The sequence below is a fragment of the Thermoplasmata archaeon genome (assembly GCA_038729465.1).
Lineage (GTDB): Archaea > Thermoplasmatota > Thermoplasmata > Thermoplasmatales > ARK-15 > JAVRLB01.
Map to the genome: position 1 here is coordinate 15,583 of JAVYRZ010000002.1, position 16,080 is coordinate 31,662.

The following is a 16,080-nucleotide window of genomic DNA, read 5'->3' on the forward strand; positions in this document are numbered from 1 at the left end:
TCCAAAATATACATTGCATTATTTAAAAGAGTTTAGATCCAGGAAACAGCGCAAAGTACTTTGTTATCTTCAACTCTTATGAAATTTTTGCATTTTTTACATGTTTCCAAAGATACCTCATCAGTATCAAATATTCTCAAAGGACAATTGAGAACAATTCCATTAACAATTGATCTATATTTTGGAAATATTATATCCGGACTCCTATCCACTTCTACCATTTTTCAGCACTCCTATTTTATTATTAATATTGTAGTAATTATTAAACTTTTCTATGCTTTATGCCATTGTAAAATATTGCTAAAATTGTTTTATTTTATCGTTTTTATAGAAAGCAAATTGTATTATTAATGGTAAAAATACTCTGTCTAAATGATAATATAATTGTAATTATTGCATAGTTGAGTATGTGAATTGTAAACAGAAAAATAAATATCAGTAAAAAGCATATATAAAACCGTAATGGAAATAAACATAAGACTCTTAACAGGTTCTTACGACCGTTCAGATGAAAATAATGTAGTGGTAGAGTTGTTCGGGAAAAGTGATGATCAGCGTTCTGTACTGGTTAGATATAGCGGTTTTTATCCTTATTTTTATCTGGCATCAAATTCTCCTGATCTTAGAAAAAGACTGGAATCTGACAAGAACGTGATCAGCATAAAGAATGTAAAATTATGGCTGGATGGAAAAAATCAGGATTGTTTAAAAGTTACTATAAAGCATCCTTGGGAGGTACCTGCTTATAGAAATGAGCTTCAAAACTACTGTGAAGTGCTTGCAGCAGACATACCATTTCATCATCGTTTTATATATGACATGAATCTCTCATCTTGCATCAAAGTTAAAGGAGACGAAGTGACTGAACAGTTCAAGCATAAATATTCAGTAGACATAGTTATAGATGCAAAAGAATTTACAAATATTCCAGATTTCAAACCTGTGCTTAAAGTATTGAGTTTTGATATTGAAAACTCATTAAAAAAACAAGAGATATTTACAATAGCTGCAACAATTAAAGAAAATGATAATATTAAAAGCAGTACTTTTGAAGGATCAAATGCTGAGATATTAAAAAATTTTATAAAATATGTAATTAAAGAAGACCCAGATGTTATTACGGGATATAATATAGATGGGTATGATCTTCCTTACTTATTGGAGAGGGCTAAAGAAGAAGGCATAGAATTTTTAATAGGGCGTGATAAATCTAAGCCTCAGAGGATCATGAACCAGTTCTGGAGGATTCATGGAAGGGTAGTTGTAGATACATGGTGGAGCGTTAAAAAAGAACTAAGACCAAAACAAGAAAGTTTAAATGCAGTTTCAAAGCAGTTATTAGGAGAAGAGAAACTGGATGTAAATAGAACACAGATTGATACAGAATGGAAAAATAATGAGAAAAAAGTGATAGAGTACTGTATTAAAGATTCTATACTAACCTTAAAAATATTTGAAAAGCTGAAAACTCTCGAAAAATATATGGATATCTCTACAGTATCTATGCTTCCTCTTGATGATGCTTTGAACAGTGGAAATTCTACGCTTATTGATTCTATATTGATCCGAGAAGCAGATAGAAACAATGTTGCAGTACCATTAATGAAAGATAGAGGTGACGAGGAGCGAATTGAAGGTGGGTATGTACATACAATCAATGCTGGATTATATCACTGGGTATGCGTACTGGATTTCAAGTCTATGTACCCATCAGTGATAATAAAATACAATATCTGCTTTACTACATTAGATAAAGATGGTGACATAGTTAGCCCTACAGGCATAAAATTTTTATCTGCAGAAAAAAGGAAGGGATTAATACCGAAAATTTTGGAAGACCTTATGCACCAGAGAGATGAAATAAAGAGAAAAATGAAAGATGCAGATGAAGAATCAAGAAAACATTACGATGGAGTGCAGCAGGCAATAAAGATCTTGATGAACTCGTTTTATGGTGTATTTGCATCCTCGTTTTATAGATTTACAAATACAAATATAGGTGCCAGCATCACTGCGTTTGCAAGAGAGACGGTAAAAAGGATAATCCAGGAGTTAGAATCAAAAAAGATATCTGTAATATATGGAGATACAGATAGTGTTTTTTTCCGCTCTATATATGATGATTTAGAAAAGACAATAGAGTTCGGAGAGAGCATTTCTAAGGAGATATCAGCCAAAGAGATGCTTACTTTTGAGTTTCAGAATGTATTAGAGCCATTTTTCTCACACGGAGCAAAAAAAAGATATGTAGGAAGGATAGTATATCCTGCCTCACAGAAAGGCGAAATAATTGTTAGGGGCTATGAGACCAGGCGTACTGACAGCTTTGATCTTCAAAGTGAAGCATTGATGAAAATATTCGAGCTAATTTTAAACAATGATATTAAAGGAGCTAAAGAAGAATCAGTAAAAATAATCAACGCAATAAAAAATGGGGAAGTAAGTCCAGAAAAGTTAGTAATTTCAAGATCCATGAAAGATTCAAAGTACTATAAAAACCCGAAATCCATGTCGAATGTACAAGCTTATGAAAAACTGAAGAATATGGGAGAAGAGGTTTTTCCAGGAATGAAAGTGTCGTGGATCGTGGTCAGTGACAAAAAAAGTCGTCAGGAAGTAGAACCTTATATCGCCGGTAAAAAATTTGAAAAAAAACCGGATTATGATTATTATGCAAGAAGAGTGGCTGAAACTTTAGCAAGAGTGACAGAAGTATTTGACATGGACCAGGATCAACTTCTTACTGGGAAAAAACAAAAAACCCTTTATGATGATACTTACAAAAAAAAGAAAAGGACACTAGAAGAATTTATGTGATATTATTTTTATTAAAATCCTCTTTTCATAATTGCGGATTCTAAGCTTTTAACAGTGATTGAATAATTCGAATATGCATCAGGATTGGTATCGATAAGTTTTTTATAGATATCAATAGCATTGTTTAGATGGGCTATCGAGTCATCAATCTTATCAATCTCTAAATATATTATTCCAAGAGCTGAGAAAGTATCTGCCAGATGTTGTGCATATATCTTCGATTCTTCTGTCACCTTTTTAAAGATCAATAAAGATTCTTCATAAATAACTTTTGCAGAATCTAGTTCATTCTTAATGTAAAATATTCTTGCTTGCTTATTTAAACTTAATCCAAGATCGACTAGATATCTTTTATCTTTCTCTGAAAGTTCTCTGTATATTGTTATTGCTTCTTTGTATCTAGATATTGCATAATCCAGGCTTTTTAATTTTTCTAGGACTTTTCCCTGCAACATTAAGCTATTGGCAAGATAAACATTGAATTTTTCATCTTCTCTCTTGAGTTTTCTATATATCGATATGGCTTCATTATAACTAATGGAAGATTCTTCATAGCTTTTTTTATTAAAGTACGCAGTTCCTAGATCAGTCAGGTTTTCTGCAATATTCTGCTCGAATTTGTTATCTAAGATTGACATTTTTCTAAATACATATAAAGATTCTCGCAGTAGTTTTATTGCCAGATCAGTGTTACCTTTTAAATAGTATTGTTTTCCAAGATTCTGTATTATTTTGCAAGAATATTGTTCAAATCTTGCATCTTTCTTTTCAAGAGCCCTGTATATATTCAACCCACTATTGAAGAATCTGATTGCTTCATCTTGTTCATCTATGGATGCATAGGTTTCTCCTAAATATGCCAAAGTTTCTGCCAGATCCTGTTCATATCTCGAATCTATTCTTACAAGTTTTTCATAGATATGCAGTGCTTTTTCCAGATTTCTAATTGCTGATTCTGGCTCTTTTTTTCTTTCTAGAGAAACGCCCATATTTTTCAGAACTTCTGCCACGTCAGATTCATATCTAGAATCTTCTCTATCAAGTTTTTTGTATATTTCTAATGCTTTGTTGAACGTTTGCACTGACTCTTCGATCAAGCCATAATCTCTTTGTGCAAGGCCAAGGTTATCTAAGAGCATGGCTATATCTTCTTCATAATTATTGTATTCATTTTCAATTGATCTGTAGATGTCTAGAGCTAAATCATATATTTTTATAGATATTTGAAATGCATTTTTAGAATAATATGCCAATCCAAGATTGTTTAATATTATTGCAAGATCCACTTTATTCTTTATATCTGTTTTTGAAAGTTTTTCTTTGATTGCCAATGCTTCATCAAAGGCTTTAATGGAATTTGTAAGATCCCCTTTCAGATCGAGCACTATTCCCAGATCGTTTAACACCATGGCTAATTCGTTTTCAAAAGAAGGGTAAATCGTTACTAAGTTCCTATAAATATCCAAAGATTCAGTATATTTTTGTATCGCCTGGTCCAGCTCATTTTTTTCAGAAAAAGAATTTCCAAGATTTTTGAGAGAATCTGCCAGCTTGGCTCTGATATTCTGATCTTTTTTAGAAATTGATTTATAATATTCTACAAGATTATTGTATATTACTTGATGGGCATTAGGAGCATTTTTTAAATTCTCTGCCATTTTTTTTCTTTCATCTACGGTTATAGATCCCAAATAACGTTCCAATACTTTTGGGTCTGCGTTTGCAAGGGTATCTATTACAAGAGTTCTCCAATCCTCTTTTTTGTGCGATAAGGCAATTTTCAATATCTCTTCTCCGAAATCTTTATAATTTTCTAGCGTGATAACTAAAATCTCCATTGCGACGGTTGCATTCATATTTGTAGATTTCTCTATACAATTTTTAATGGCTTGCCTTAACAGAGAATCTAAATCTTTTTTTCTTAGCTCTTTCAAGATAGAAGGCTCTTCAATATTTATATCTAAATCCTGCCATTTGGTTAACAAAAGGTCTTTCCAAACATCATGTCTTAAAAAGTATATGTCTCCAGAAAAAGAAACATAATCTTCTATAAATTCTCCCTTTACATTTTGCTCAGACAGCAATTTTTTAAGTTCTTTTATATGCAAATAATGCAACCTGTTCTTCTTGGTATTTGCAATTATAAACAGAATCCATATCATAAATTCATTTTTTTCAAGATCCCTGATTGTATTGGCTATGATGCTGTAAAATTCTGCAGGAACAATTTTTGCGAGATCTAAAGATAGCAGACTATTTCTATTTTTCAAAAAGAGTATTAAAGAATCAAAGTATATAGGAAGTCCACCGCTTCTTCTAACAGCTTCTTCCAGTCCTTCTTCACTATACAAAAATTTTTCAGAGTCTAATATTGAGATTAAAATGTTTCTTAAGGTCTTAAAATCGAAATCTTGAGGGGAAAGCTCTATAAGATCACCTCTGAGTGGTCTAAATTCTTTTTCCAGCCAATTATTTTTTCTACAAGAAACTACAAAAGTAGAGTTAAGAAAAGTGTTCAAAGCACTTATATCCTCCATTACCTGATCTACATTGTCTATGAAATATATCCCTTCATAATCTGGATTTAAAAGAGAGTGTACAACATAGATCTTATTATTTGCTTCTTGTAGCTTTTTGTACAATAAGTACATAAACGTAGTTTTTCCAACTCCCTTTTCTCCAATTATAAAAATATTTTCTTTATTTTTAATTTTTTTAATTGCATAATCCAGTTTCTTTTCTATACTTTCAGATATTATCGGATTACGTTTTTCAAGCCATCCTAATCCGAACTCATAAATTGGATTATTCTTTATGTTTTCATCCTTCAATATAGTGATATCTATATCTTTAACTTTATTTTTTAAGTCCTCACCGTATTCTAATATTTCAGAGGTCAAGGGTTCTATATATTTATCGATTGCTTGTATTTTAACATTACAGTCTAATATCCCATCTTCAACTGTTTTTAATTTTTGTTGAATAGCATTATCATATTTTATTAAATTATTGAATTTTATTAAAGATAGTGGGTTTTCTCTTATAATTTCTTCAATAAGCTCTTTAAAATGATTCAATTCTGCATCATTTGCAAAGATCAAATCCAGAAAATTGTAGATTAAGTCGTTTTGTGGGTCAACTTCATAGCAGATTAATTTTTTTTGAGAAATCGAGAGGTTATTCCAGGCCAAATACAAAAAATCCAAAAATCGGCAATGTGATTTCTCATTTTTATTTAGCAAATCTAACAGTACAAAAATGCCAATTCTATCGATCGACAAGCTTGTTATTGCGGGCATAGCGCTATTTATTGATTCTTGGAAAATGTTTTTAATGATATTTTTGAACTCAAAGCCTTCTTTCAATAGCTTTGTCATAGAATCCTTGTATAATATTCTTTTTTGGAGATCTAATGAAAGCTTATACGCAGTTTTAGAAGAATATGAATCTATTTCACTGGGTAAGTTCGACGAAAAATTTCCACCCTTAATCATCTTAGAATAATACTGTAAAAATACTAGCTTTTCATCTTTTTTCAGGAGTTTAATAAGTTCATATATTATCGCTGGGCTATAGGTATCAGACCCGTCGTAGTTTACATGTGCAGTATTTAGGACAGCATTATTTAACTCTTGGGAATTTAGGATATCTGGAATATTCTCTAAAGTCATGAAAAACTGTATCAGATTCTCTGCGTCTTTAACAGTAACATTATGGGGCACAATATTGGTGAAATTTTGGAAAATCTCATAAATTTCATAATCTATCATTTCTTGGTCAAAGGATATTGATGATTTTAAAATATTTTTATAAATGTAAAAATCTACAAATATTGCAGTTTGGTGGTATTTGTTAAACTCTTTCTTTAGTAATTTAAGATCCTGTTCTGTATTTTCTCTAGAAATTTCAAAAACATCATATTTTTCAAACATTTTTGAAAGTCTTTTTATTGTCGTGCTTTTTCCAGAATACATATATCCATAGATTAAAATATTCTCATTTTTTAAAACGATGTTGCTTATTAAATTATCCAGTTCAAGATTTATAAAACTTGTTTTGAGATACACAGGTGCAATATTGTACAGAATATCCTTTAAAACTGAAGTAATATATATGGTTGTTAGATATTTTATTTTGTTGAACCGCTTTAATATAAAATCAAAATATCTATTTAATACTATTGTGTCCTGAGATTCATGCTCTCTTTCCCTGATTTTATTGTATAAATCACAAATATAAACATCATTAATGTTATTATACCCCAGAATCAAAGCCTTTTTTTTAACCATATATTTTTTAAAAATGTTAAAAAACTGGTTACGAATCTCCGAAAAAGTTTCACTCTCTGTTAAGATATCTAGAGCCCCTGCGTTAGAGATATCCCCATTTATTTTTACGATCCATATTCTTCTCTTTTTCAACACATCTCCCTCATCCAAAATCGTGGTTAAAGCTTCAAAATCTGATTTATATACAATATATGTAGCCTCATTTCCAAACACTAAATTTATATCAAGATCTAAGTTAGTAGTAAATATAAATATATTTTTATCTTCGGGATAATACTTCAAAATCTGGTAAAGAATTTCATATGGATTTAATGTCAATTTTAATGGATCTGGCTTATATATCTCTTTTATAAATTTGAATATTTCCCGTTTAGATACTCCATGTTTTTCCAGTGCTTTAAGAATGATCCTAATGTTATTTGAGTTACTGATATTATTATTTTCCAATAGCTCTTTTTCAGTAAAAAATCTGGATTTCAATAATATCGCAATTTTAACAGGATCTGGATATCCTAACTCTGTGGAAAATGCAGAGCCTAAAAAAAATATAGAATCCCCGAGTTTTATGCTGTCTGCTATAGATCCTATTGAACCCATATCAATAATATATAAATATAGAGTATATATATATTCCGTTTTGATGAAAATTAGATAGAAGAAAGTGTTAAATAAATTTATCTGTTATAGTACCTTGGTGATAGTAATGAATGAAATAGATTATGCAAATAAGATCATAGAATTTGCTAAACAACATAATCAACTTTTCAAAGAATCCATACCATTAATTGCATCTGAAAATTTGATATCGCCCATGGCATTAGAGATGACACTTACAGATCTTCAAGCAAGATATGCAGAAGGATTGCCAGGTAAAAGATATTATCAGGGCAATGCCTATGTAGATATGATTGAAAATATGGTAACCGAGCTGGCTCAAAAATTATTTCAAACTGATTATGCGGATGTAAGGCCCATATCAGGAACAAATGCTAATCAAGCAGTTACATTTGGATTAACAGATCCGGGGGATATAATAACTGCATTGCCACTAGCTGGCGGAGCTCATATAAGCAGCGCTAAATTTGGAACCGCAGGTTTTAGGGGATTGCATATAATAAACTATCCTTTTGACGTTGAGAATATGAATATAGATGTCGATCTAACTGCAAAGCTAATAAAATTAGTAAAACCTAAAGTAGCATTATTTGGGCAATCTGTATTTTTGTTTCCCACTCCGTTAAAAGAGCTTTCTGATGCATTCAGAGAGTCAGATACGACAGTATGGTACGATGGTGCGCATGTTCTTGGTCTAATTGGAGGCAAGAGATTTCAAGATCCTCTGAGAGAAGGTGCTCATGTTATTACCGGTAGTACACATAAAACTCTGCCAGGTCCGCAGAGGGGAATAATATTGGCGAATCCTAAGGATGAGGAGATGTGGGACAAGGTTCAGAAAGGAATATTTCCAGGAGTTTTGAGCAATCATCATCTGCATACTATGGCGGCATTAGGAATAACGTTGGCTGAGCATTTAAAATATGGAGAATCTTATGCAGATCAGGTAATAAGAAATGCTCAGGCACTGGCACGTGAGCTTCATGAGCTTGGGTTTGATGTACTCGGAGAGAAATTAGGTTTTACAAAATCACATACACTGGTTATGGATGTTTCGAGATATGGTGGAGGCAGGAAAGTTGCAGAAAGTTTGGAAAAAGCAAATATTATAACAAATATGAATCTATTACCTTACGATCCACCAAACAAGCCAAGGAACCCGAGCGGCATAAGAATAGGGGTTCAGGAAGTTACCAGAATAGGAATGAAAGAACGGGAAATGCATGAAGTTGCAGTTCTGATTAAGAAAGTAGCAATAGATAGGATAGATCCGGAGATTGTAAAAAAGGAAGTAATTGAATTTAAGAAAAGTTATACTAAGCTGTATTATTGCTTCAATGAAGGTACGGAAGCATATGACTATATTAAAATCACAAAGTAAGCGAAACCATTATATCTAACTCATTATTCTCCTTACTTACTTTTTAGGTGTATAAATTATGGCTGATCTGCTTGAAGAGATAGAATCGAAATACGAAAAATTAAAAAAAGATCTGGACTTGCATAAAGTTCAGCAAGCAAGTTATGAAAACGAAGCTTTGAATAAAGCAAGTATTAGAGATGACTTAAACAAGAAAACCAAAGATCTATTTAGAGAAGCGAAAGAGTTTCGCGAACAGCGGGACGTTCTGAATGATAAGGTAAAACAGTTAAAAGCTGAAAGAGAAGAATGGAGAGAAAAGCTTCAAAAAAGTTATGATGAGTTAAAAGAGATCAAAAAGAAATTTTCAAATAGAACCGGAGAAGGTAATATCACTCAATTTAGGAAGAGAATTAAAGATCTGGAACACAAACAAGAAACCACTGTTTTAACGTCTGATAAAGAAAGAGCACTGGTAGAAGAGATACATGCGCTGCATGCACAGATTGAAAGAATGAAAAAGGAAGAAGAAGAGGCGATGAAAAAGAATCAAGAGTACATGCAGAAAAAAGCGGACATATCGGTAGCTAAGATGAAACTTGATACAATACAGAGCCAGCTAGAAGAAGCAGTTACAAAATCTCAAGAATTTCATGATAAATCCATAGAGCTTTTTGAAAAAGCATCCGAATCCAAAAGAGAATCTGATGAGGCACATCAGAGCTTTATAAATTTTTCACAAAAAGAGAGAGAAGAAGAAAAGGCAATCCATGATATAATAGAAGAACTCAGAGACTTTGAGAAAATAATTACAGGATTAAGGCAGAAGCAGAGAAATACCAAGAAGCAAGAGCGTGAAAGCGAGCTCAAGAAAACCGCAGATGCTATTTTTGAGAAGTTTAAGAAAGGAGAACCGCTCAGCACAGAAGACATACTCATATTGCAGAAAGCAGGATTTATGTAAAGGCAAAACCTTATATTTTTATTTTAATTATGAGTTGTTGTGAAAGATAGATTTGGCAGAGAACTAAACAGCATTCGTGTATCTGTTACACAGGACTGTAACTTAAATTGTTTTTACTGTCACAGGGAAGGTCAGAATGGTAAAGGCAACAGAGTTACACTGGACGGTTATAAAAAATTGTTCAGTTTGAGTCGCGATATAGGGATCAGTAAAGTAAAATTTACCGGTGGTGAACCATTGGTTCGAGCAGACATTGCAGAAATAGTAAAATTAGCAAAACAATATTTTACAGATATATCCATGACAACAAATGGCATATTGCTGCAAGAATATGCCAAGATATTAAAAAATGCTGGGTTAAACAGAATAAACATCAGTTTGCACAGTTTAAATGCCGAAACGTACAAGAAGATCACGGGCAGCATGTACCACAGTCGTGTAATAGAGGGTATCAAAGCGGCAAAAGAAGCAGGGTTAGAACCCATCAAAATAAATTATGTAGTAATGAAAGGACTTAATGATAATGAATTTACAGATCTCTTGAATTTTACGGCAAAAGAGGGTTTAGTGCTGCAAGTTATTGAACTTGAAGTGCCAAGAGAATCTGAGGATCTGGTATGGTTTAAAAAATATCACAAAAGCCTGAAAGAGTATGAAGAATATCTTGAAAAAAGCAAGATAAAGATTTCTTATAATCCTTTACACAATCGCAAAAAATATTTTGTACCTCTAAACAATGTTATTGCAGAAGTAGAGCTTGTAAGTCCTATGCACAACACTGAATTCTGCATAAATTGTCACAGGATCAGATTTACTGCCGAAGGGCAACTTAAACCCTGTCTTTTCAGGACTGATAACATGACCGACATTTTAACATATCTAAACGACGGTATGAGTGAAGAGCAATTGCTAGCAATATATAAAGACGCAATTTTAAAGCGTGAGCCTTACTGGCGTAAATCATGATATTTGACAATCATGCGCATCTGCAAACTTCTGGGAAGAATATAGAAGCAGTAAAAATTTTTGAAAAAGAAGGTGGCACACACATTAATGTTTGTAATGTACCATTACAGGGGTATGAATATGATGACAATTATTATGAAAAAGTGTATAATGAAACATTAAAGATAGTATCTACCATAAATTTAGAGACCAAGGTAAAAGCATATGCTACAATAGGGCCATATCCTGTAGATCTTTTAGATGCTTTGAATAAAGGGATGAGTATGGATAGGGCGTTAACGATCATGAAGAAAGGCATAGACTTTGCAGTAAAGCTGGTAGAAGATCAAAAAGCTATTGCTATCGGCGAGGTCGGAAGGCCACATTTTTCAGTTTCTGAATCATTATGGCGCCAGTTTAATGAACTTATATTATACATTTTTGAGAAAGCGCGAGACGCTGATTGTGCGGTAGTAATGCATACAGAATATACATCGGAAACAATGAAAGAACTTGCTAATATGGCTGATCAGGCACGGTTGAGTAAGTCTAGAGTTGTAAAACATTATTCTCCACCTTTAATCAACTTAAATGAGAACTACGGCATATTCCCCTCAGTAATAGCAACCAGAAAAAACGTTAGAGAAGCGTTTCAGAAAGGTACGAGGTTTTTCTTAGAAACTGACTATGTGGACGAATTAAAAAATCCGAATATGGTATTGGCAATAGATACAGTTCCAAAACGTATAAAATCAGTAATTAATGAAGGGTTAATAGACATGGAAAAGCTCACAGACACAACAATAAAAAATATTCATGAAGTCTATAAACTAGAAATCTGAAAAGTTTTAATAATAAAAAGAATATGGTGATCTATTATGCTTGAATCATTAGGTGAGTCACTAAGAGAGACAATTCGTAAGATTGCAAGGGCCTCTACTATAGATAAAGAGGTAATAAAAGAGGTAGTGAAAGATATACAGCGTGCACTTCTTTCAGCAGATGTGAACGTTCAGCTCGTTTTGAAAATAACCAAAGAAGTTGAGCGCAGAGCAACTGAAGAAAAGCCACCTGCAGGTGTAACAGCCAGAAATTTTATTGTGAAGATAATATATGAAGAGCTTTTGAGCATTTTAGGGCCAGAGCAACAGATCTCACTCAAGCCTCAAAAGATTTTGATGGTAGGATTATATGGGCAGGGTAAAACTACCACCTGCGGTAAGCTTGCTAAATACTTATCAAAGAAAGGAGTTAAGGTGGATTTGGTAGCATGCGATGTGCACAGACCAGCAGCTTACGACCAGCTTTTGCAGATTGGAGAAAAAATAAACGTACCTGTGTTCGGTATCAGGGACGAAAAAAATGCAGTTAAAATTGCAAAAGTTTTTATGAAAAATGCAGATACTAAACACGCCTGGATCTTTGATACTTCAGGCAGGCATGCGCTGGAGCAAGATCTTATTGATGAAATAAAAGAGTTAAAGAAAATTATAGTGCCAGATCAGATATATTTAGTGGTAGATGCGACGATGGGGCAACAGGCGGGAAAGCAGGCTAAGGCGTTTCATGATGCAGTAAATATCACAGGGGTAATAATCACAAAACTTGATGGTTCTGCTAAGGGTGGCGGAGCACTAAGCGCGGTTGCAGAGACATCTGCACCAGTTCTATTTATAGGTACTGGGGAGCACATTGATGATTTTGAGATATTTGATAGCAAACGCTTTCTATCGCGATTGCTGGGTATGGGAGACCTCGAAAGCTTGATGGAAACGGCTCAGGAAATGGAGTTTACAGAAGAAAAGGCAGAAAAGACAATGGAAAAGTTATTTTCTGGCAAATTCAATCTGAAGGATATGTACGAGATATGGGAGCAGTTTTCCAAACCTGGATTAATGCAGAAGATAGTATCTTCACTGCCTCTTTTTAAGTTACCTGGCTCTGAAAAATTAAATAAGGAAGCCATAGAGGACTCAGAGATAAAACTGAAGCGATATCGAGTGATACTGGATTCTATGACTTATGATGAGCTTGAAAATCCAGATCTTATCAAGGGCTCTAGAATAGAAAGAATTGCGAGGGGAAGTGGCAGTCCTGAAGAGGAAGTGCGAGAGCTGATGCGCGAATATAACAAAATGTTGAAAACTGTCAAAGCGATGAAAGGAGATCGCAAACTTTTAAAGACACTTAAAGGGCAATTTAAAGGTGGGACTATTCCGGATTTAAATAACTTATAGCCCGTTTTTATGTCTGATTGGTGAGAGTGATGAATGTTATTGATGTAAGTAACTTGAAAGTAACATACGATGGAAAGAACTATGCTGTAAACGGGATTAGTTTTCAGGTTAATGAAGGAGAGATTTTTGGATTTTTAGGGCCTAACGGAGCTGGGAAGACAACCACTATACGTGTTCTCACAACCCTTATAAAGCCAAGTTCTGGGGTTGTGAAAGTGTTGGGGATGGATGTGGTGGAAAAGGCACTGGAGATACGGAATAATATTGGTGTAATATTGCAGCAGCCAAGTTATGAATGGTCTCTCTCAGTCGAAAACAATCTTTCGATGTATGGAACTTTATGGAACATTCCAAAAGACAAGAAAAAAAAGATGATAGATGAGCTCACTGAAGAATTTGATCTTTCAGATATAAGAAAGAAAAAGGCAGAAGATTTATCGATAGGGCAAAGGAGAAGATTACAGATTGTGAGGGAACTGATGCATGACTCCAAGCTACTTTTTTTAGATGAGCCTACGATAGGGCTAGATCCTATTGCAAAAAAGAAGCTGCTTGATTATTTTAGAGGGCTTGCTGATAGAGGAGTCACGATATTTTTCACTACGCATAATCTCACAGAGGCAGATTATATTTGTGATCGAGTGGCGATCATAAACCAAGGAATGATCCATGCAATAGACTCTGTAGAAAATTTAAAGAAAAAATATGAAGGAGATCAGACCCTGGAAATTTTATTATCTGAGAAGATAGATAATCTGATATCTAAAATAAAGAACAATGTTTCAGATGTAATTTTTAAAATGCCAAAGAATGAAACAGAACCATCCATTATAATTACAAAAAACTTACCTGAAGTTTTGAGTATTATAAACAATTATATTAAGGATACAAAATCCGAGATATTATGGTTTAATATCAAAAAGACAGAGTTAGAAGAGGTATTTTTCAGGGTAGTAAAAGGTGATCAGGTTGAACAAGATAATTAGACTGACCTATAGAATTTTAAGAGCTGGGCTGGACCTTAACAGTATCGCGTTTCTGGTAATGATGCCTGTGGGGTATCTTGTTTTGATGGGATTAATGATGCGTTCTATAATTCCATCTTTTATATATGATAATATAAAACTCAGCTACATCACGTTTTTGGCGCCTGGGATAGTCGCAGAGCAAGTTTTGTCTGCATCGTCTTTGGCAGGCTGGGTGTTATGGGCAGATAAACGTGTGGGAATGCTGGAGCAGATATTTACAATGCCTTATACAAGGTTTCAGTATCTTCTGAGCACTCTCCTTGCTATGATGCTGCTCACGTTTTTGGGGGCGGTGATAATTATAGCTATTTCAATACCATTTGTATCTATAAATATTTCAGTATATGGCATTCTTTTAGTTCTCGTATTTCTAGTGCTGGGTACTTTTACATTTGGTTCAATCATGCTTTCATTAGGTGCAACTGTAAAGTCAAACCAGCTTTTTAACATGATCACAAATTTTCTGTTTTTCATGATCACTTTTGCAAGCTCAGTTTTTTATCCAATAACAAGTAATACTCCTTATATCTTGCAGCTGATTGCATATGTAAATCCATTGACTTATGTGGGTGACGGGATTAGAAACTCGTTTTTAAATATAGTAACGGTAAATGAGATTTACTGGATCGTGATATTAGTCATTACATCAGTAATATTCATGGCAATAGGCACACATACATACAACAAGATAAAGCTCACTGCAGTAGCATGATCGCTCAAATATATAAAAAATTTAAGACCGAAAAAATAAAATGAAAAATGTTAATGTTTCCACTCTTCAACGCCGATTTTTCTCAGTAAAAACATATTGTTTTTTCTGGTAATCATCATTACACTGTTAGCTATTATCCAAGCTGACAGTATCAAAGCTTCCGAAATCTCTGGAATTGCATGCTGGCCATGGCTCAGGATTACGATCAATGCAACGATGGCTAACAGAACTGTAATTATAGAATACATCTTGAAATTCTTGAAATTTACAAGTCCTAGGACAATCAAAGAAACCGGAAGTATAACAAAATATCCCATTGCTACGTACTCATGAATATGGTCGGCGGAGTTTTCATTAAAAATTCCGACCAGTGCTAATGAAGCACCGCCAATTATCAACAAAATGGCACCTATCTTAGGCCATACACCTTTTTGTAGAGCATATGCAAATCCAATCGCAAATATTAAGTTCATTATGCCTTCAAATATTAATGGATAGTTAAAAAGAGGGGCAGTTTTACCGACTCCAAGATCACTTAAATAGTTGCTGTACCAGCTGAAGTTAGGGTATATTGATACTGAATAAAAAATAAACAGCAAAGCGATAATAGGCCCAATAATTCCTGCAATTCCACCCCAAAATATTATTTTAGATCGGCTCTCGTTTTTTTCCATGATAAATCATTATCAAAAAAGTATTATATATATCTTTTTGATAAATGATAAAAATCTAATGATTTCTCTAGATTCTTGATAATCTATTTTGTGGTGATATATAATACAATCATTAAATTCAAGTTAAGTTTTAAATATTCTTCTGTCATTACCACTTATGTGAGTAAAAAATGATCGAAGGATATTTACCGCTATTGTTAACTTTCATAGTGGCTAGCTTAGGAGTCCTTTTGATGTTAAAGATTTCACACCTTTTAGCACCTAAAAAATATGAAAAATACAAATATGAAACTTATGAATGTGGGGAAGTAACCATAGGTGACTCAAAAGGTCCAGTTAAATTGCAGTATTATCTCGTATTATTAATATTTGTGATTTTTGATGTAGAAATGATATTTTTAATACCATGGGCCAATTATTTAAAAATTTTAGGATCTAT

Annotated in this window: 12 protein-coding genes; 9 read left to right on the forward strand and 3 right to left on the reverse strand. The window is 33.3% G+C overall.

Annotated features, from left to right (window positions below; translation table 11 throughout):
* Nucleotides 1-32: 32 nt before the first annotated feature.
* Nucleotides 33-221, reverse strand: a complete 189-nt coding sequence (locus tag QXQ25_00910) for a hypothetical protein (protein ID MEM0160265.1) — start codon at nt 219-221, stop codon at nt 33-35.
* Nucleotides 222-462: 241 nt separating this feature from the next.
* Between QXQ25_00910 and QXQ25_00915 the strand changes: the two genes are divergently transcribed.
* Nucleotides 463-2,817, forward strand: a complete 2,355-nt coding sequence (locus QXQ25_00915) for a DNA polymerase domain-containing protein (GenBank protein ID MEM0160266.1) — start codon at nt 463-465, stop codon at nt 2,815-2,817.
* 11 nt (nt 2,818-2,828) lie between these two features.
* Here QXQ25_00915 and QXQ25_00920 read toward each other — a convergent pair whose 3' ends face one another.
* Nucleotides 2,829-7,703, reverse strand: a complete 4,875-nt coding sequence (locus QXQ25_00920) for a tetratricopeptide repeat protein (GenBank protein MEM0160267.1) — start codon at nt 7,701-7,703, stop codon at nt 2,829-2,831.
* A 106-nt stretch (nt 7,704-7,809) separates the two neighbouring features.
* Between QXQ25_00920 and glyA the strand changes: the two genes are divergently transcribed.
* Genes glyA through QXQ25_00955 form a run of 7 tightly spaced genes read left to right on the forward strand, consistent with a single transcriptional unit; the run spans nt 7,810 to nt 14,967 of the window.
* Nucleotides 7,810-9,102, forward strand: a complete 1,293-nt coding sequence (glyA, locus tag QXQ25_00925; GenBank protein MEM0160268.1) for a serine hydroxymethyltransferase — start codon at nt 7,810-7,812, stop codon at nt 9,100-9,102.
* A gap of 58 nt (nt 9,103-9,160) precedes the next feature.
* Nucleotides 9,161-10,045 (forward strand): phosphoserine phosphatase, encoded by an 885-nt coding sequence (locus tag QXQ25_00930; protein ID MEM0160269.1) that lies wholly within the window; start codon nt 9,161-9,163, stop codon nt 10,043-10,045.
* A 39-nt stretch (nt 10,046-10,084) separates the two neighbouring features.
* Nucleotides 10,085-11,011: a GTP 3',8-cyclase MoaA gene (gene moaA / locus QXQ25_00935; protein ID MEM0160270.1), complete on the forward strand. Its 927-nt coding sequence runs from the start codon at nt 10,085-10,087 to the stop codon at nt 11,009-11,011.
* A complete protein-coding gene (locus QXQ25_00940) occupies nt 11,008-11,832 on the forward strand; it encodes a TatD family hydrolase (GenBank protein MEM0160271.1) in 825 nt (274 codons plus the stop codon). The genes moaA and QXQ25_00940 overlap by 4 nt, the downstream gene beginning before the upstream one ends.
* A 36-nt stretch (nt 11,833-11,868) precedes the next feature.
* The gene (locus tag QXQ25_00945) at nt 11,869-13,227 is read left to right on the forward strand and encodes a signal recognition particle protein Srp54 (protein MEM0160272.1); all 1,359 of its coding nucleotides are present in this window, start codon (nt 11,869-11,871) and stop codon (nt 13,225-13,227) included.
* A 29-nt stretch (nt 13,228-13,256) separates the two neighbouring features.
* Entirely contained in the window at nt 13,257-14,213 is a 957-nt protein-coding gene (locus tag QXQ25_00950; protein MEM0160273.1) for an ABC transporter ATP-binding protein, read from the forward strand.
* On the forward strand, nt 14,197-14,967 hold the full coding sequence (locus QXQ25_00955) for an ABC transporter permease (protein MEM0160274.1): 771 nt from the start codon (nt 14,197-14,199) through the stop codon (nt 14,965-14,967). Before QXQ25_00950 ends, QXQ25_00955 begins: the two co-directional genes overlap by 17 nt.
* A gap of 50 nt (nt 14,968-15,017) precedes the next feature.
* On the opposite strand, the gene QXQ25_00960 is transcribed toward QXQ25_00955, so the two are convergent.
* The gene (locus QXQ25_00960; GenBank protein MEM0160275.1) at nt 15,018-15,641 is read right to left on the reverse strand and encodes a DUF998 domain-containing protein; all 624 of its coding nucleotides are present in this window, start codon (nt 15,639-15,641) and stop codon (nt 15,018-15,020) included.
* 170 nt (nt 15,642-15,811) lie between these two features.
* Between QXQ25_00960 and QXQ25_00965 the strand changes: the two genes are divergently transcribed.
* Nucleotides 15,812-16,080 (forward strand): NADH-quinone oxidoreductase subunit A (locus tag QXQ25_00965; protein ID MEM0160276.1); only part of this gene is annotated, 269 nt, incomplete at its 3' end.